Origin of the sequence: Spirillospora sp. NPDC049024 (genome assembly GCF_040649235.1) — a bacterium.
GTDB lineage: Bacteria > Actinomycetota > Actinomycetes > Streptosporangiales > Streptosporangiaceae > Spirillospora.
The window spans coordinates 138,822-157,234 of record NZ_JBEZFD010000016.1; the positions used below are offsets into that span (position 1 = coordinate 138,822).

At 74.3% G+C, this 18,413-nt stretch carries 15 protein-coding genes; 11 read left to right on the top strand and 4 right to left on the bottom strand.

Annotated elements, in window-relative coordinates; all coding sequences use genetic code 11:
* Window positions 1-45: 45 nt before the first annotated feature.
* The 4 genes from AB0C21_RS27980 to AB0C21_RS27995 all read right to left on the bottom strand — a co-directional run bounded on the left by AB0C21_RS27980 (window position 46) and on the right by AB0C21_RS27995 (window position 4,332).
* A complete protein-coding gene (locus AB0C21_RS27980) occupies window positions 46-825 on the bottom strand; it encodes a class I SAM-dependent methyltransferase (protein WP_500208178.1) in 780 nt (259 codons plus the stop codon).
* Between the two features lie 40 nt (window positions 826-865).
* The gene (gene hppD / locus AB0C21_RS27985; RefSeq protein ID WP_500208180.1) at window positions 866-1,915 is read right to left on the bottom strand and encodes a 4-hydroxyphenylpyruvate dioxygenase; all 1,050 of its coding nucleotides are present in this window, start codon (window positions 1,913-1,915) and stop codon (window positions 866-868) included.
* 108 nt (window positions 1,916-2,023) lie between these two features.
* A complete protein-coding gene (locus AB0C21_RS27990) occupies window positions 2,024-3,553 on the bottom strand; it encodes a 4-hydroxyphenylacetate 3-hydroxylase family protein (RefSeq protein ID WP_500208182.1) in 1,530 nt (509 codons plus the stop codon).
* The gene (locus tag AB0C21_RS27995; protein WP_500208183.1) at window positions 3,553-4,332 is read right to left on the bottom strand and encodes an SDR family NAD(P)-dependent oxidoreductase; all 780 of its coding nucleotides are present in this window, start codon (window positions 4,330-4,332) and stop codon (window positions 3,553-3,555) included. Before AB0C21_RS27995 ends, AB0C21_RS27990 begins: the two co-directional genes overlap by 1 nt.
* Before the next feature lie 184 nt (window positions 4,333-4,516).
* Between AB0C21_RS27995 and AB0C21_RS28000 the strand changes: the two genes are divergently transcribed.
* The 11 genes from AB0C21_RS28000 (at window position 4,517) to rfbB (ending at window position 18,393) form a co-directional block, all read left to right on the top strand.
* Complete coding sequence (locus AB0C21_RS28000) at window positions 4,517-5,743, top strand: bifunctional glycosyltransferase family 2/GtrA family protein (protein ID WP_500208184.1); 1,227 nt, start codon at window positions 4,517-4,519, stop codon at window positions 5,741-5,743.
* A 5-nt stretch (window positions 5,744-5,748) separates the two neighbouring features.
* A complete protein-coding gene (locus AB0C21_RS28005) occupies window positions 5,749-6,492 on the top strand; it encodes a class I SAM-dependent methyltransferase (protein WP_500208186.1) in 744 nt (247 codons plus the stop codon).
* A 79-nt stretch (window positions 6,493-6,571) separates the two neighbouring features.
* Window positions 6,572-7,921, top strand: coding sequence for a condensation domain-containing protein (locus tag AB0C21_RS28010; RefSeq protein ID WP_500208188.1), 1,350 nt, complete (start codon window positions 6,572-6,574; stop codon window positions 7,919-7,921).
* An 11-nt stretch (window positions 7,922-7,932) separates the two neighbouring features.
* On the top strand, window positions 7,933-9,702 hold the full coding sequence (locus AB0C21_RS28015; RefSeq protein WP_500208190.1) for an amino acid adenylation domain-containing protein: 1,770 nt from the start codon (window positions 7,933-7,935) through the stop codon (window positions 9,700-9,702).
* Entirely contained in the window at window positions 9,699-11,342 is a 1,644-nt protein-coding gene (locus AB0C21_RS28020) for an MFS transporter (protein WP_500208191.1), read from the top strand. Before AB0C21_RS28015 ends, AB0C21_RS28020 begins: the two co-directional genes overlap by 4 nt.
* On the top strand, window positions 11,287-12,066 hold the full coding sequence (locus tag AB0C21_RS28025; protein WP_500208193.1) for an alpha/beta fold hydrolase: 780 nt from the start codon (window positions 11,287-11,289) through the stop codon (window positions 12,064-12,066). Before AB0C21_RS28020 ends, AB0C21_RS28025 begins: the two co-directional genes overlap by 56 nt.
* Window positions 12,067-12,234: 168 nt before the next feature.
* Window positions 12,235-14,184: an ArnT family glycosyltransferase gene (locus AB0C21_RS28030; RefSeq protein ID WP_500208195.1), complete on the top strand. Its 1,950-nt coding sequence runs from the start codon at window positions 12,235-12,237 to the stop codon at window positions 14,182-14,184.
* Window positions 14,181-15,197: a fatty acid desaturase gene (locus AB0C21_RS28035; RefSeq protein WP_500208196.1), complete on the top strand. Its 1,017-nt coding sequence runs from the start codon at window positions 14,181-14,183 to the stop codon at window positions 15,195-15,197. Before AB0C21_RS28030 ends, AB0C21_RS28035 begins: the two co-directional genes overlap by 4 nt.
* Window positions 15,194-16,141 carry a class I SAM-dependent methyltransferase gene (locus AB0C21_RS28040; RefSeq protein WP_500208197.1) on the top strand — a complete coding sequence of 316 codons (948 nt, stop codon included), beginning with the start codon at window positions 15,194-15,196 and terminating at the stop codon, window positions 16,139-16,141. Before AB0C21_RS28035 ends, AB0C21_RS28040 begins: the two co-directional genes overlap by 4 nt.
* A 120-nt stretch (window positions 16,142-16,261) precedes the next feature.
* Window positions 16,262-17,365, top strand: coding sequence for a glucose-1-phosphate thymidylyltransferase (locus tag AB0C21_RS28045; RefSeq protein ID WP_500208199.1), 1,104 nt, complete (start codon window positions 16,262-16,264; stop codon window positions 17,363-17,365).
* Window positions 17,362-18,393, top strand: a complete 1,032-nt coding sequence (gene rfbB, locus AB0C21_RS28050; protein WP_500208201.1) for a dTDP-glucose 4,6-dehydratase — start codon at window positions 17,362-17,364, stop codon at window positions 18,391-18,393. The genes AB0C21_RS28045 and rfbB overlap by 4 nt, the downstream gene beginning before the upstream one ends.
* The last annotated feature ends 20 nt before the right edge of the window (window positions 18,394-18,413 follow it).

Here is an 18,413-nt window from a genome sequence, read left to right on the forward strand (position 1 = left end):
CCCTACCGACGAACGGGGCGTCCCGGAGAGGACACGTCCGGAGCGTCACTCGCCCCAGCGGAAGTAGATGACGGGCGGCTCCCGGCCGGGCACCGAGATCTGCCGCAGGGACACCTGGTCGAGCCCGATGACCTCCTGCAGCGCAGTCGTCTCCCCCGGCCACTTGGGGTGCGCGAACTCGTCGAACGCGACGATGCTGCCGCGGGTCAGGTGCGGCAGGATCGCGCGCAGCGTGTCGCGGGTGGGCTCGTACAGGTCGAGGTCGAAGTAGGCGAGGGCGATGACCGTCTCGGGATGGTCGGCCAGGTACTGCGGCACGGTCTCGCGGACGTCGCCCTTGACCACGAAGCTGCGGCGGGTGTGCCCGAACGGCTCGCCCACCTCGTGCGCGGCGAGGACCTCGCGCAGGTGCTCCACCTCGTCGGGCGGGACGGCGAACCGGCCGTCCACCGCGCTCGGGCTGGCCCGGTCGATGTCGGCGATGCCGGTGAGGCCCTCGAAGGTGTCGAACCCGACGACCCGGCGCAGCGAGTTGTACGGCTCGTACACATGCCGCAGCGCGGTCAGCGCGGCCAGGTGCCGGCCGTGCAGCACCCCGAACTCCATGATCACGCCGGGCAGGTCCGGGATCATGCGGTACAGCGCGTCCATCGACAGCAGGTCGCTGAGCTCGAACCGGCGCAGGTACACCGTCAGGTTGTCGATCAGGTACTGCGGCGGGATCGGGGTCTCGGCCAGCAGCTTGGCGAGCCGCTCGCGCGACTCGCGCTCCAGCTCACCCTCGTGCGGGACGGTCCGCGGGTCGCGGTACTGGGCCTCGGTCATCTGCGACGTCCTTTCGGGAGGGCCGCGGCGGGACGGGAGGTCATCCCTCCGCCCCGGTGCGGGCGGAGTCCACAGCCCGGTAGAGCGCCCGGATGTTGCCGGAGCCGAACGAGCGCGCCCCCAGCCGTTCGATCACTTCGAAGAAGAGGGTGGCGCGCGGGTGCGCCGAGCGGGTGAAGATCTGGAAGAGCTGGCCGTCGTGGTCCGCGTCGACCAGGACGTTCAGCTCCCGCAGCTCGGGAACGGTGTGCCGGGCGACGGTCAGCCGCTCGGGCAGCAGCCGGTAGTAGCCGTCGGGGGTGGTGAGGAAGTCGACGCCGCCGGCGGCCATGGCGCGCACCGTACCGGCGATGTCGCGGGTGGCGAACGCGATGTGCTGCACGCCGGGCCCGTCGTGCGTCTTGAGGAAGTCGTTGATCTGGCCGGCGGTGCGCGACGGGTCCGGTTCGATCAGGGTGAGGGTGACCTCGCCGGACGTGCTCTGCACCACCGTCGTGATCATGGCCTGGGCGCCCACCGCGATGTGCTCGGTGAAGATCGTCTCGAAGCCGAGGACGCGCCGGTAGAACCGCTCCGTCGCCTCCAGCTCGCCCGCCTCGACGCACACCGCGAGGTGGTCGACCGCGAACAGCCCGGTGCCGTCGCCGCCGTCCGCCGCCCCGGCCGCGGGCCGGGCCGGCAGGCCGGGCAGCGAGCGCTCGTCCGCGCCCGCGGGCCGCTGCACGAACGTGTGGACGGTGTCGCCGAACCCGCCGATCGTCGCGGTCACGAACCCGTCCCGCTCGCGCGGCTCGGCGACCGGGCGGGCGCCGGCCGCGACGGCCGCCGCGTAGGCGGCGCGGGCGTCGGCGACACCGAGCGCGATGTCGGCGACGCCGTCCGCGTGCCGGGAGAGGTAGGCCGCGCCCGGGTGGTCGCCCTCCGGCGGCGCGGTGAGCACCAGCCGGATCCGGCCCGCGCCGAGCCCCGCCGAGCGCCCCTCCGCCGCGGACTCGGCGTCCGCGTACGGACGGAATCCGTACCCGCCGGTGAAACGCCGGACCTCCTCGTCGAGATCGGTGACGTAGAAACGCAGGTGGTCGACCGTCATATCGGAGAACGGCGACCGTTGTGCCGGTGACATCATTGCCTTCCCATGGAGTTCCACTTTCACCATTGTCGGTTCCGCGGCCGCGCTCCGGCATCTCCCGGGTTGCGCTCAGACATCGCGGAATTTACGCAGTTCCCGGAAGGAGTCGAGGTCCGGCGCGGTCCAGCCGTCCAGGTCGTACTCGGCCATGCAGCGCTCGGCGAACGCCTTGTAGCCGTCGATCTCGCCGCTGGCGAGCTGCGCGGTGAGCAGGTCGACCCGCGTGGTCTCGTGGTTGCCGAAATGGTTGAGCTCGTACAGTTCGTGCCGGCTGCCGAACTCCGTTCCCACGGCGTCCCACAGCAGTTTCATCAGTTTCACGCGGTCCTGCGCCTCCACCCCGCCGGAGCCGCGCAGGTAACGGTCGAGATAGCCGCGGAGGTCGGGATTGGCGAAGTCGTCGGCGGACGAATTGACGTAGATGAGCCCGCTGGCGACGTCCTTCAGGATGTTCTGCCGGATCGCCGGGTACGCCTGCTGCATGAACCACCGGTAGGCGAGCCCGTAGCGCGGGTTCGGCAGGACGGCGCCGTTGCGCCACGGCACCGGGTTGCGGGCCGCCGCGTCCGACAGCGCCCAGAACAGGTTCCGCCACGCCAGCACCTCGCCGACCCGGGCCTGCACACCGCGGAACCCGTCGGTGCCGTTCACCTCCAGCGCCTTGACCAGCAGCCCGGCGATGAACTCCAGCTTCACCGCGAGGCGCGTGCAGCTGTGGAACGTGCCGCGCTCCAGGAAGCCCGACTGCCCGGTGAACAGCTGGGAGCGCCCGACGTCGCCGTAGACGAACACGTTCTCCCACGGGACCAGCACCTCGTCGAACACCAGGATCGTGTCGTTCTCGTCCAGCCGCGACGAGAGCGGGTAGTCGAACGGGCCGCCCATGACCGCGGAGGACGCGGTGTAGGACGTCCGGCAGATCAGCTTCACCCCCGGCGCGGCCATCGGCACCGCGGCGACCAGCGCGAACTCCTTCTTCCTGATGGGGAGCCCGTAGTGGGCGATGAAGCTGAAGTGGGTGAGCACCGACCCGGTCGCGACGACCTTCGCCCCGCTGATGACCACGCCGGCGTCGGTCTCCCGCACCACGTGCACGAAGACGTCCGCGACCTCGTCGGGCGGGCGTGTGCGGTCCACCGGCGGATGGACGATCGCGTGGTTGAGGTAGAGGACCTTCTCCTGCGCCTCCGCGTACCAGCGGCGGGCGTTCCCCTCGAACGGGCGGTAGAAGTCGGCGTTGGCGCCGAGCGTGCTGAGGAACGCCGCCTTGTAGTCGGGGCTGCGGCCCATCCAGCCGTAGCTGAGCCGCGCCCACTCCGCGATCGCGCCCTGCGCGGCGACCAGGTCGTCCGCCGACCGCGGCGTGGTGAAGAACGGATGGGTGTAGCCGCCGCTCCCGGTGTCGGTGGGGCGGGTCAGGACGTCGCGCCGGGCGGGGTCGTGCAGCGCGTCGTAGAGCCGGGCGGTCATCGCGACCGGGTTGCGGAAGGCCGGGTGGCCGGTCGGGTCCTCGACCCGTTCGCCGTACAGGTAGACCTCCCGCCCGTCGCGCAGGCTCTCCACGTACTCGTCGCCGGTCAGCGGCCGGGACCCGGTCATCAGTCGACGACCGTGCCGCAGGAGACGTTCACCACGGTGCCCGTCATGGCCCCGGCGCGGTCGGACGCCAGGAACGCCGCGACGTCCGCGACCTCCTGGACGGACGGGCGGCGCCGCAGCAGCGCCTCCTGCTCCACCACGTTCGTGATCGTCGCGCGGTGCGAGTCGGGGTCCGGGTCGGCGAACGGTTCGGCGATCCCCTCGGGCCGCAGGCACACCACGCGGACCCCGGACGTGCCGAGCTCCCCGGCGAGCGCGCGGGTCAGGCCCTCGATCGCGGCGCACGCCACGCCGAAGCCGCCCATGGGGATGGGGGTGCGCAGCGCGACCTTGCTCAGCGTGCCGGTCGCGCTGAGCGTGATGATCACGCCGGAGCCCTGCGCGGCCATCCGCCGCGCCGCCGCCCGCGCGGTGAGGAAGTGGGCGGTCGTCGCGATCTCGACGGGCCGCAGGTAGTCGGCCAGGCCCAGTTCGACCATCGGGGTGGCCTGGACGTCTCCCCAGGTCCCGACCGCGTTGAAGGAGACGTCGAGGCTCCCGGCCGCGGCGGCGACCGCGGCGGCGTGCTCCTCCACGGCCCGCTCGTCCAGCGCGTCCACCACGGCGGTCTCGACGGCGCCGCCGGCCTCGGCGATGGCGGCGGCCGTCTTCTCCAGCGGGCCCGGGGTGCGGCCGGCGAGGAACACGCGGGCGCCCTCCCGGGCGAACGCGCGCGCCACGGCGCCCCCGATCCGGCCTCCGCCGCCGTGGACGACGGCGTTCTTGTTCTGCAGCAGCATCGGCTCCTCCGCGGGTCGTCAATTCTCCCCGCAACTTCATCCCAGCCCTGCTCACCGCGCATCTTCACGAATGCCGAACGGGCCGGGCGGGGCGCGGCGGCCTACGCATTTCCGGAGATGCGGGCGGCGGCCGCCGGTGATGACGATGACCTGAGACGCCCGGCCGGAGAAAGGACAGCCCGCCGTGGAGGAGACATCTGTTCCGCGCCCCGCCGGCACGGAAACGGGAACGGGGACGGCGACCCTCGACATCGTCATTCCCGTGCTCAACGAGGAACGGTCGCTGCCAGGCTGCGTCCGGACTCTGCACTCCTTCCTGGACGGTTCCTTTCCGCTTTCCTGGCGCATCACCATCCTGGACAACGACAGCACGGACGGGACCTGGCGCGTCGCCCACGACCTCGCCGAACAGTTCCCGGAGGTGCGGCCGGTGCGGCTGCCCGTCCGCGGCAAGGGCGCGGCGCTCAAGGCCGCCTGGTGCGACAGCACGGCGGAAATCGTCGCGTATATGGACGCGGATCTTTCCACCGGGCTGGACGCGCTTCTCCCGCTGGTCGCCCCGCTCATCAGCGGGCAGTCGGAAATTGCGATCGGCAGCAGGCTCAACCCGCATTCCCGGATTCACCGCGGTCTGAAACGCGAGCTGGTCTCGCGGGCTTACAACGGGCTGCTGCGGTACGGGTTCGGCGTCAGTTTCTCCGACGCCCAGTGCGGGTTCAAGGCGGCCCGGACCGAGGCCGTCCGGCCGCTGCTGGAGCGGGTCCGCAGCCAGGGCTGGTTCTTCGACACCGAGTTCCTGCTGCTCGCCGAGTACAACGGGCTGCGCGTCCACGAGGTCCCCGTCGACTGGGTCGAGGACGTCGACTCGCGGGTGCGGATCGCGCGGGCGTCCTGGGAGAACCTCAAGGGGCTCGCCCGGCTCGCCGGGACGATGGCGACCGGCCGCGCCGACCTGCGCCTGCCGCGCCCGCGGGAGCTGCGGACCGCGCACCCCGACGCCGTCCTCGCCCGGCCGCGCTCCGCCCGGCTGCCGAAGGTCGCCGCGTTCGGCGTCATCGGCGCGATCTCCACGCTCCTCTACGTGCCGCTCTACGTGGCGCTGCGCTCGGTGTGGCCGGCGCTGGCGGCCAACTTCGGCGCCCTGGTGCTGGCGGGGCTGTTCAACACGGAGGCCAACCGGCGCTGGACGTTCAACCGCGCGGGCGGCCCGCTGGTCGTGCTGCACCTGAAGGCCGCGACGCTGTTCGCCGCCAGCTTCGCCGTCACCACGGCCGAGGTCTTGGTCCTCCACCTGACCGCGCCGCACGCCGGAAAGATCGTCGAGGTGGTCCTGCTCGGCCTCGGACAGCTCTGCATCACCGTCCTGCGCTACATCGGCTTCGACCGGTGGGTGTTCCGCAGAAAGGACTGAACCCGATGGACGCGACGGAGATCCGCCGGCTCGCCGAGCAGGAGGACCGGCACTGGTGGTTCCGGGAGCGCCGCGCCCGGCTCGCGCGGGAGCTGCGGCGCCTGCCCCGCCCGCGCGACGGGGACCGGGCCCTGGACGTCGGCGCCGCCGGCGGCGGCAACACCCGGATCCTCGCGGCGCACGGCTGGCGGGCGCTCGCCGCCGACATCTCCCCCGAGGCCGTCGCGATCGCGCGGTCGCGGGGGCTGGCGGCGGTGCACGCCGACGCGCGCGCCCTGCCGCTGCCGTCCGGCGCGTTCGGCGTGGTCACCGCGCTGGACGTGCTCGAGCACGTGGACGACGACGAGCGGGCCGTCCGGGAGATCGCGCGGGTGCTGCGGCCCGGCGGCACCGCGCTGATCACCGTGCCGTGCGACATGGCGCTCTGGTCGGCGCACGACGAGGCGCTGTCGCACGTGCGCCGCTACGACCGCGCCGGCCTCGCCGCCGTGGTCGCCCGCGCCGGGCTGGTCGTCGACCGGCTGTGGAGCTGGAACGTGCTGCTGCGTCCCGTGGTGCGGTGGCGGCGCGGCCGGGGCGGCGACGACCTGCGCCCGCCGCATCCGCTGCTGAACGCCGCGCTCGGCGCGGTCGTCGGCGGCGAGCGGTTCCTGCCGGTGGCGTCGCTGCCCGGGGTGTCGCTGATGCTGCGCGCCCACCGCCCGCACCGCGGCAATCCGGGAGATGCACCCGCCTCCGGCACCGGGTGATTCTGCGGAGGGTGACGCGTCCGGGCGCTCCCTCCCGCCGCCGCTCACCGCCACCACCGCTCCAGGGGAAGGACTCCGCATGGCCATTTCCGCAACGTCGCCGACACCGGTGAGCCGGGGTCCGCTCTCCTTCAACCAGGAATTCCTCTGCATGTTCGACCAGGGGAACGGCGCCGGGCCGTTCGGGCCGCGGTACACGCTGGCGGACGGCTGGCGGCTGCGCGGCGACCTCGACGTCGGCGCGCTCCGCGCGGCGCTGACCGACCTGGTGGACCGGCACGAGGCGCTGCGCACCTCGCTGGTGCGCGGCGACCGGGACCGCTACCAGGCCGTGCAGCCGACGTCCCCGCCGGAACTGGAGGTCCGCGACCTGGCCGGCGCCGCCGACCGGGACCGCGCCGCGCAGGAGCTGATCAACGACGTCGAGGCCGGCACCCACGACATCGGCGACCTGCCGCTGCTGCGCGCCGTGCTCGGCCGGTTCGACGGCGCCGACGCCGCGCTGGTGGTCAACACGCACCACACCGCCACCGACGGCTGGTCGATGCAGCTGATCATCCGGGATCTGGCGGAGCTGTACGCGGCGCGCCGCGAGGGCCGTCCGCCCCGGCTGCCGGAGGCGCCGTCGTACGTCGAGTTCGCGGAATGGGAGCGGGAGAACCTGACCGGCGACGCCGTCGCCGCCTCCCGGGAGCACTGGGAGAAGACGCTGCCGGGCGCGGAGATCCTCGCGCTGCCCGCCGACCGCCCGCGGCCGGAGGGCGAGGAGATGGTGGCGGCCGTCGAGCGGTTCGTCCTGGACGGCCCCGTGGCCGCCGCCGCACTCGACTACGCCAAGGCGATGCGGTGCTCGCCGTTCATGGTGCTGCTCGCCGCCTACAACACCGCGCTGCTGCGCATGACCGGCGTCACCGACCTGGTGGTGCCGACGATCACCTCCAACCGGCGGCAGCCGCGCTTCCAGGAGACGGTCGGATCATTCTTCAACTTCGTGCCGCTGCGCACGGACCTCGGCGACTGCGCCACCTTCCGCGACGTCACCGTCCGCACCCGCGCGACCTGCCTGGACACCTACGCCAACGACATCCCGTTCGAGTACATCGCCACGCCCGAGCTGATGCGGCAGTTCGCCGACCCGGACCGCGCCGTGTTCGGGTTCCAGGTCGCGCAGTTCCCGCCGACGCTGGACGACGCCGCGCACGCGGGCGTGCGGATCGAGCGGATCCGGCGGACCCTGCGGCAGGACATCAGCTCCCACATCCCCGACGGCGCCCTGTGGGACCTGGAGGTCGAGCCGGACGGCACCGTCCTCGGCTCGCTGAAGTACAACAGCCGGGTCTTCGACGCGGCGACCATCACGGCGACCGTCCGGCGGTTCACCGAGGCACTGCGCTCCGGCGTCGCCGACCCCGACGCGCCCCTGCAGTGAAGGCCATCGCGATGAACCACACCATTCCCGAGCGCTTCGCCGCGCAGGCCGCGCGGCGGCCGGACGCGTGCGCGCTGCGCGCCGCCGGCGCGTCCGTCACCTACGGCGAGCTGGACCGCCGGGCGAACCGGCTCGCGCACCGGCTGCTCGGCCTCGGCCTCCGGCCCGAGCAGCCGGTCGCGGTCCTGCTGGAACGCTCGCCCGACCTCGTCGTCGCGCTGCTCGCCGTCGCCAAGGCGGGCGGCTGCTACCTGCCGCTGCACAGCGCCGACCCGATCGAGCGGATGCAGGGCATCGTCGACGACACCGCCGCGCCGGTCCTGCTGGCCGACACCGCCTCCCGCCGCGGCGGGCTGCCGCACACCGACCACGTCCTGATCGTCGACCGGGGCGACGCGACCCGCGGCCTGCCCGAGACGGCGCCCGCCGTGGACGTGCCGACGGACGCGCTCGCGTACGTCATCCACACCTCCGGGTCCACCGGGCGGCCGAAGGGCGTCGCCGTCACCCACCGGCACGTCACCGAGCTGGTGGACGACCCGTGCTGGGCTACCGGGCGGCACGAGCGGGTCCTCATGGTCGCCCCGTACGCCTTCAACGTCTCCACCTACGAGCTGTGGGTGCCGCTGCTCCGCGGCGGGACGGTCGTGCTCGCCCCGCCCGGCCGCCCGGACGTGGCGATGCTGCGGCGGCTGGTCGCCGCGGAGGGCGTCACCGCCGCGCACCTCACCGCGGGCCTGTTCCGAGTGATCGCGGAGGAGGACCCCGGCGCGCTCGCGGGACTGTCCGAGGTGCTGACCGGCGGCGACGTCATCGCCCCCGCGGCCGTCCGCCGGGTCCTGGACGCCTGCCCGGACATCACCGTCCGCGCCATGTACGGCGCGACCGAGGCCACGCTGTTCAGCACGTCCAACCCGATGTCGGGCACGGCGCGCCCCGGCACGGCCGTCCCGGTGGGGCGGCCCATGCAGGGGGTGGCGGTCCGCGTCCTGGACGAGGCGCTCGCCCCGGTGGCGGCGGGCGGGACCGGCGAGGTCTACCTCTCGGGACGGCTCGCTCGCGGCTACCACGGCCGCCCGGCCCTGACCGCCGAGCGGTTCGTCGCCGACCCGTACGGGGAGCCGGGCGCGCGGATGTACCGCACCGGGGACCTGGCCCGCTGGACCGGCGACGGCCTCCTGGAGTTCGTCGGGCGCGCGGACGGCCAGGTGAAGGTCCGCGGGTTCCGGGTCGAGCTCGGCGAGGTCGAGGCGGCGCTGGCGGAGCACCCGCAGGTCCGGCACGTCGCCGCGGCCGGGTACCGCGACGACGACGGCGGGCTGCGGCTCGCCGCGTACTACGTCCCCGTCCACGGCCGGCTCGACGCCGCGGACCTGCGCGCGCACGCCCGCGCCACGCTGCCGGACTACATGGTCCCGAACGCGCTGCTCCCGATGGAGGCGCTGCCGCTGACGCCCAACGGCAAGGTCGACCGCCGGGCGCTGCCCGCGCCCGAGACGGGCGTCGCCGCCGACGACGACCCGCCCGACCCGCTGCAGGCGGTGCTGTGCGCCGTGTTCGCCGAGGTGCTCGGCTGCGGGACGGTCGGCGTGCACGCCAGCTTCTTCGACCTCGGCGGCCAGTCGCTGCTGGCGATGCGGCTCATCGCCCGCATCCAGGCCCGGCTGGGCGTGGAGCTGTCGATGGCCGACCTGTTCGACTCCCCCACCGTCGCCGAGCTCGCCGCCGTGGTCGGCGAGCGGCAGGCGCCGGCCGCGGGCCGACCCCGGGAGACCCCATGACCAACGGTACGGCCACGCCCGCGCCCGCGCGGGCCGGGCGGCGCGAATGGCTCGGCGTCGTGGTCCTCGCGCTGCCGACGCTGCTGGTATCGGTCGACCTCAGCGTGCTGTTCCTCGCCCTGCCGCGGATGAGCGCGGACCTGCGGCCGAGCGCTACCGACCAGCTCTGGATCCTGGACGTGTACGGGCTGATGCTCGCGTCCTTCCTGATCCCGATGGGCGTCCTCGGGGACCGCACCGGGCGGCGCCGGCTGCTGCTCGCCGGCGCCGCGGTGTTCGGCGCGGCGTCGGTGTGGGCGGCGTGGGCCGGCGGCCCCGGCGCCCTCATCGCGGCCCGCACCGTGATGGGCGTCGCCGCCGCGACGCTCGCGCCGTCGTCGCTCGCGCTGATCAACGGCATGTTCCCCGACCCGAAGCAGCGGTCGGCCGCGGTCGCGGTCTGGATGAGCTGCTTCATGGGCGGCTCGATCGTCGGCCCGATCGTCGGTGGGACGATGCTCGCGGCGTTCTGGTGGGGGTCGATCTTCCTGCTCGCCGTTCCCGTCATCGGCCTGCTGCTCGTCACCGGGCCGCTGCTGCTGCCGGAGTCGCGCGGCGCCACCGAGGGCCGGCTCGACCCGGTGAGCGCGGCGCTCGCGCCCGCCGCGCTGCTGCCCGTCATGTACGCGGTCACGGAGGGCGCCCGGGACGGATGGGACCCGGGCCCGGTGTTCGCCGGGCTCACCGGGCTCGTCCTCGGCGTGGTGTTCTGGCGCCGGCAGTCCCGCTCGCCCCACCCGGTCCTCGACCCGGCGCTGTTCCGGAACCGCACCTACCGGCCCGCGCTCGTGCTGTCGGTCTCCGGCGGCGCGATCCAGGGCGGGGCGCTGCTCATGGCGAACCTGTACCTGCAGTCGGTGGCGGGCCTGTCGCCGCTGTCGGCGGGCCTGTGGATGATCCCGGCGACGCTGGCGATGGTGGCCGGCATCATGGCCGGCACGGGCGCCGGGCGGGCGCTGCGTCCCGCGCACGTCACCGCGGCCGGGCTGCTGCTGTCGGCCGCCGGCTACCTGATGGTGACGGGGGTCGGCACCGGCACCGGCGTGCCCGTCCTCCTGATCGCCGGGTTCGCGGTCGCGATGGCGGGCATCGGCCCGGGGATCGGGCTCGGCTACGGCATGATGCTCGGCTCCGTCCCGCCGGAGAAGGCCGGGGCGGGCTCGGCGACCGTGGAGGCGGGCGGCCAGTTCGGCGTCGCCACCGGCATCGCCGTCCTCGGCAGCGTCGGCGCCGCCGCCTACCGCGACCACCTGCGCGTGCCCGCGGGCACCCCCGCCCTGGCGGCGGACGCCGCCCGCGACGGCATCACCGGCGCCGTCGCGGTGACCCGGCACTCGTCCGCCGCGTGGGCGGACGGGCTGTCCGAGAGCGCCCGGCACGCGTTCACGGCGGGGCTGCACTCCGTCGCCGCGGTGGGCGCCGTCCTGTTCCTCGTCCTCGCCGGATTCGTGCTCGTCGCGCTCCGGCACGTCCCCCCGGTCGGCGCCGCCGACCCCGCGGAGAGCGGAGGGGACCACCGCAATGACCACGACCGGAAGGAGCGCCATGCGCACGGTGACGTCCAAGGACGGCACGGAGATCGCCTACGACCGGCTCGGTGACGGCCCGCCGGTCGTCCTCATGGGCGGCGCGCTGAACGACCGGGCCACCTGCGCACCGATCGCCGAACTGCTCGCGCCGCGGTTCACCACCTACAACTACGACCGGCGTGGCCGGGGCGCCAGCGGCGACACCCCGCCCTACTCCCTGGACCGCGAGGTCGAGGACCTGAGCCGGATCGTGGACGAGGCGGGCGGCGAGGCGTTCCTGTTCGCCAACTGCACCGGCGGGATGCTGGCGCTGGAGGCGGTGGCGCGCGGCCTGCCGATCACCCGGCTCGCCCTGTACGAGCCGCCGTACATCGTGGACGACAGCCATCCGCGGCTCGACGACGCCTACGTCCGGGACCTGGACGCGATGATCGCCGAGGGGCGGAACGGCGACGCCGTCGCGCACTTCCTGGTGAAGGCGGTCGGGTTCCCGCCGGAGGCGGTGGCGCACTTCCGGACCATCCCGGCGTGGCCGGCGCTGGAGGCGCTCGCGCCGTCGCTGCGGTACGAGGCCGCCATCGCCGGGGACAACTCCCTGCCCACCGAGCGGGTCAGGGCCGTCGCCGTCCCGACCCTCGTGATGGACGGGACGGAGAGCCCGCCGTTCCAGCGCACCGCGATGCGGGAGCTGGCCGCCACGCTGCCGGACGTGACCTACCGGTCCCTCGAGGGCCAGAACCACCGGCTCGCCCCCGAGCTGGTCGCCCCCCTGCTGGAGGAGTTCTTCACCGTCTGAGCGGCCTGAGCAGCGCCCGCGCCGAGCGTCCCGGCGCGGGCGCTCCGCGCTGCGTTCCGGTTCGCGCCCTTCCTGCGTTTCGGCGGTCCGCAAGGCCCCTCCGGAGCGGTTCCGCCTCGCGCACGGGAGAAGATGAGCGGTTCCGCGGCCGCGCTCATGCTGAGTCGCATGAGAACCGAGCCAGCAGACCACGGGGCGCCCGTCCGGGCGGCGGCCTCCGACCAGACGCCGGGCCGCCCGGGCCGCGCCGCCTTCTCGTGGTGGTGGGCGGGGATGACCGCCTGCCTCGCGATCGCGACCGTCCTGCGCGTCTGGCACCACGCGGCCGACACCGGGACCGGCAACGCCTACTACACGGCGACCGCGCTGAGCATGTCCGGGGACTGGACGTCGTTCCTGTCCGGCAGCCTGGACACCGGCCACTTCATCACCATGGACAAGCCGGCACCCGCGCTGTGGCCGTCGGCGATCCTCATCGGCATCTTCGGCGTGCACTGGGCTACGGTCTTCCTGCCCACCGCGCTGGCGGGCGTGGCGTCCGTGCTCATGCTGGGGCTCGCGGTGCGTGAGGCCGGCGGCGACTCCCCCGCCGCGCGGGCCGCCGCGCTGCCGGCCGCGCTGGGCCTGGCGCTGAGCCCGGTCAACGTCGCGATCGAGCGCGACAACAACCCGGACGCGCTGCTGCTGCTGACGATGCTGACCGGCGCCTGGCTGCTGCTGCGGGCGCTGCGCCGGGACCGCATCCGGCCGCTGCTCGGCGCCGCCGCCGTCATCGGGCTCGGCTTCGACATCAAGTACCTGGAGGCGTTCGTCGTCGTCCCGGCGATGACGCTGACCTGGCTGCTGTTCGCCGCGGGCCCGGTGCGGCGGCGGCTCGTCCGGCTGGCGGCCGCCGGGGCGGCCCTCGCCGCGGTCAGCGCCGTCTGGCCGCTCGTCTTCCGGCTCCTGCCCGACCGCCCGTGGGTCGGCAACAGCACCGACGGGACCGTGGGGAACCGGATCGGGCAGATCCTCTCCCAGCACCTGTCCGAGCCCGACACCCAGGTCCAAGGGCCCGGAGCGGTCATCATCCACGCGTTCCAGACCGGGCAGGCGTTCCACGCGGGCGAGGCGGGGCCCGGCCGGCTGCTGTCCGGGGTGCTCGCCGACCAGATCTCCTGGTGGCTGCCGCTCGCCCTGGTCGGCGCCGTGACCATGGCCTACGACCTTCGCCGCCGCGGGGACGGCTCCCCCGCCGGGCTCGTGCTCTGGACGGGCTGGGCCGTGTGCTGCTGGGCTGTGTTCAGCTTCATGCAGGGCGTCCTGCACCCGTACTACACGAGCCTCATGGCCCCGGCTCTGGCGGCCCTCGCCGCGGGCGGCCTGGTGACGGCCTGGCGGGCGTGGCGGCGCGGAAGCGCCTTCGGCGCCGTCGCCCTCATCGCGCAGATCGCCGTGGCCGGCGGCTGGTCGGCGTGGGTGCTGCACGACACCACGGCGCACCGTCCCGGCTGGCTGATGCCGCTGGTGCTGGCCGCGGCCGCGCTGGCGCTGCTGTCCGTCCCGCTGTCGCGGCCGCTGACGTGGGCGGGCCCTGCGCTCGCGGCGCTGACCGCCGTCGCCGTCCTCGCCGCCCCGGCGGTCTGGTCGGCGAAGACCACCGAGCAGCGGCTGCTCGGCATCAACCCGCTCGCCAACCAGGACGGGCGGTACGGCCTCGCCGTGGTCCCGCCGCAGATCGGCAACGCGATCATGGGCGTCATCTCCGGCTCGCAGCGCGTCGACCCCGCGCTGCTGGGGTTCCTCCAGGCGAACCGGGGCTCGGCGCGCTGGCTGGTGGCCGTCCCCAGCGGGCTGCAGTCCGCGCCGATGGCCATCGCCGCCGGCGGCGCGCCGATCATGGCGATGGGCGGCTTCGACGGGTCGAACCCGACGCCGACGCTGCCGCAGTTCCGCAGGCTCGTCGCCAAGGGCGAGATCCGCTTCATCCTGACCGCCCCGCCCGGCCGCGGCTTCACCGGCTTCGGCTCGGGTCCGTCGATCGCGGTGTCGATGTGGGCGCTGAAGGCGTGTCGCATGGTGCGGCCCACGGCGACCGGGCTGCTGCTGCTCGACTGCCAGGGCGCCGGCTCGCGATGACCCCGCCCCCGCAGGAGTTGTCCGCGGTGCGGCACTCGTGGATCGTGGACGACTCCGGCGTCCGCTACACCGCCTTCCGCCGCACCCTCGCCCCGCGCTGGCCGTCCGTCTGGGGCAAGCTGCTCGGCGGGCACCTGGCGCTGGCCGGCTGCGGCGCGGCGATCGCGCTGCTGGAGCGGGCCGTCCCCGGAACCCTCCCGGGGGCGGCCGCCGGCGCGGTGCTCGCCGTCGCCGGCGGCGCCGTGCTCGGCTTCTGGCTGCACTACCTGCTGCTGTTCCAGCATGAGGCGGCGCACTACAACCTGGCGCCGGGCCGGAGGCTGAACGACCTCGCCGCCAACGCCTGCATCGGGGTGATCCTGGGGTCGGACGTGCGCGCCTACCGCCGGATCCACTTCGTGCACCACCGCAACCTCGGCACCACCGCCGACACCGAGACCAGCTACTTCGACCCGCTCGACCGCCGGTTCCTGCTCGAGAGCCTGACCGGCGTGCGGCTCGTGCGGTCCCTGGCCGGCTACCAGCGGGCGTCCGCCGGGGCCACGGAGGGCGCGGCATCGCGCACGCCGTCCGCCGAAACCGCCGGACCGCCCTTCCTGGGCGCGGTCTTCCTCGCCGCGGGGGCCGTGAACGCGTCCGTCGTGGTGGGCGCGCTGCTGCTCGGCCTGCCCGCGCTCGCGGCCGCGTGGGTGCTCGGCATGCTCACCTTCCTGCCGCTGTTCAACAGCGTCCGGCAGGTGCTGGAGCATCGCGGCGACTCCGCCGACGACCGCGCCGACTACCGGCGGACGCCGCACGGCGCCGTCAACCGGCTGTTCGGCGACGGCATGCTCGCGGCCACGCTCGGCGGCGCGGGCTTCAACCGGCACCTGCTCCACCACTGGGACCCGAGCGTCTCGTTCACCCGGCTGCGCGAGGTGGAGCGGTTCCTGCTGCGCACCGACGTCGCGCCGCTGCTGCTGCGGCGGACGACGACCTACCGCGAGGCATGGCGGGAGCTGAACCGCGTATGACCGGCTGCCCCCTCTGCCGCGCCCCGCGGACCCTCCCGTGGGCCCGCGCCCGCGACCTGGAGTACTTCACCAGCGGCGACGAGTTCGCCTACCGCCGCTGCCCCGACTGCCGCCTGGTGTTCATCGACCCCGTCCCGGCCGACCGGCTGGCCGAGATCTACCCGCCCTCCTACTACTCCTACGGGCCGCCGGACCGGTCGTTCGCCGCGCGGGTCAAGCTCCGCCTGGACGCCGCCCTGTTCCGCCGCGTCCTGGCGGGGGTGCCGGGCGAGGCGGTGAGCGTGCTGGACGTCGGCGGCGGCGACGGCGCCCACCTGTCCCTGATCCGGGAGCTGGAGCCGCGGACCGCGCTCACCCAGGTCGTCGACCTGGACGAGCGGGCGGGCCGGCTGGCGCGCGCCCGCGGCCACCGCTACCACCAGGGCCGGATCGAGGACTTCGAACCCGGCGAGCGCTTCGGCCTCATCCTGCTGCTCAACCTGATCGAGCACGTCGCCGACCCGGCCGCGGTGCTCGCCGCGCTCCGCCGCTGCCTCGCGCCCGGCGGGGTGATCCTGGTGAAGACGCCGAACGCCGACAGCCTCGACGCCCGCCTGTTCCGGCACCGCAACTGGGGCGGGCTGCACTGCCCGCGGCACTGGCGGCTGTTCGACCGCGGAAACCTCACCCGGCTGGCCGGGGCGGCCGGGCTGCGGGTCCGCCGGTTCCGCTACACCCAGGGCGCCCCGTTCTGGACGGCGAGCGTCCTCGCCTGGCTCGCCGGGCGCGGACTGGTCCGGCTGTCGGCCGGCCGGCCCGTCGTCCGCCATCCCCTCTACCCCGTTCTCACCCCGCTGTTCGCCGGTTTCGACTTCGTCCGGGCGCGATTCGGCGGGCGGCCCTCGCAAATGTTCCTGGAATTGGAGTCCGACGGCCGGCCGGGAAACTCACCCGGCAATCTTTGAGAAGCAAGTGACTGCTCTGACCACTAGCGTTGCCGGTAAGAACGCCGCGCGTCCGGCACGGCGAACGGCGGTCGGAAAGGCCATGTGGAGGACACCGATGCGGGACCCGGGCGGATTTCTATGAAAGCCCTGATACTGTCCGGCGGAATGGGAATGCGGCTCCGGCCGCTCAGTCACGCGATGCCGAAGCAGCTCGTTCCGGTGGCGAACCGCCCGGTGCTGGAACACGTCGTGGGGGGCGTCCGGGAGCTCGGCGCCACCGAGATCGGCGTCGTCGTCGGCGCCGGCGGCGACCAGATCGCCGCCGCGCTCGGCGACGGGTCCCGGTTCGGCGCGCGGATCACCTACCTGCCCCAGGAGAGGCCGCTCGGCCTGGCGCACTGCCTGATCGTCGCCCGCGCGTTCCTCGGCGACGACGACTTCGTCGTGTGGCTCGGCGACAACATGCTGCTGGACGGCGTCGCCGGGCTCGCCGCGGGGTTCCGCGAGCACCGCCCGGCCGCGCACATCGTCGTCGGCAAGGTCGCCGACCCGCGCCGGTTCGGCGTCGTCGAACTGGACGGCGCCGGCGCCGTCCGCGCGATCACCGAGAAGCCGCGGCGGCCGCGCAGCGACCTCGCCGTCATCGGGGTCTACTTCTTCACCGCCGCCGTGCACGAGGCCGTCGCCGCGATCAGCCCCGGGGAGCGCGGCGAGCTGGAGCTCACCGACGCGCTGCGCTGGCTGGTGGAGCACGGGCGCCCGGTCACAGCGCACCAGTACGACGGGCACTGGCAGGACACCGGCCGCCCCGACGACGTCCTCGCCGCGAACCGGCGCGTCCTGGCGGGCCTGTCCCGCGACGTCGCCGGGCACGTCGACGAGCACAGCCGGCTGCTCGGCCCGGTGGTCGTCGAGCCCGGCGCCAGGGTGCTGCGCTCCACCCTGCACGGCCCGGTGGTCGTCGGCGCGGGCAGCCGCGTCGAGGACAGCCGGATCGGCCCGGACGTCTCCGTCGGCCGCGGCTGCACGCTGCTCGGCGCCCGGGTCGCCGACTCGATCCTGATGGACGGGGCGGAGGTGCGGGCACCCCACCCGCTGCGCGGCTCGCTGCTGGGCCGCGGCGCGACCGTCCGCCCCGCGCCCCGCGCCGGTGCCGGGCACCGGTTCGTGCTCAGCGACCACGCCGACGTCGGGCTGGACGGCCCCGCGGCCCCCGCCCCGGAAGGAGACCCGCGGCCATGAGGATCCTCGTCACCGGCGGCGCCGGGTTCATCGGCTCCGAGTACGTGCGGTCGGCGCTGCGCGGCGACCTGCCCGGGTCCGCCGGCGTCCACGTCACCGTGCTGGACCTGCTCACCTACTCCGGCAACCCGGCGAACCTGGAGGAGGTCCGCGACCATCCCCGGTTCCGGTTCGTCCAGGGCGACACCAGCGACCCCGTCGTGGTGGACGAGGTCGTCGCGGGCCACGACGTCATCGTGCACTTCGCCGCCGAGACCCACGTCGACCGGTCCATCGCCAGCGCGGCCCGCTTCGTGCAGACGAACGTGCTCGGCACGCAGGTGCTGCTGGAGGCCGCCGACCGGCACCGCGTCAGCCGGTTCGTGCACGTGTCCACCGACGAGGTCTACGGCTCCATCCCCGAGGGGACGTGGACGGAGCGGTCCCCGGTCGCGCCGAACGTCCCGTACGCGGCGGCCAAGGCCGGGTCGGACCTGCTGGCGCTCGCCTGGCACCGCACCCGCGACCTCGACGTCGTCGTCACCCGGTGCACCAACAACTACGGCCCCCATCAGTACCCGGAGAAGGTCATCCCGCTCTTCGTGACGAACCTGCTCGACGGGCTGCGCGTCCCGCTGTACGGCGACGGCCGCAACGTGCGGGACTGGCTGCACGTCTCCGACCACTGCCGCGCCATCCAGCTCGTGCTGCTCGGCGGCCGCGCCGGCGAGGTGTACCACGTCGGCGGCGGCACCGAGCTGACCAACCGGGAGCTGACCGACCGGCTGCTGCGGGCGTGCGGCGCCGGCTGGGACATGGTCGATCACGTCCCGGACCGGCCGAACCACGACCTGCGGTACTCCCTCGACATCACCAAGATCCGCGAGGAGCTGGGGTACGCGCCGCGCGTCCCGCTCGAGCGGGGGCTCGCGGAGACCGTCGCGTGGTACCGCGACAACCGGGCCTGGTGGGAGCCGCTGAAGAACGCCGCGCCCGCCGTCGCGGGCCGGGGCCTGCCCCGCCGCGCGGCCCGCCGCGTCACCGCCTGACCGCGCGGCCCACACCGACA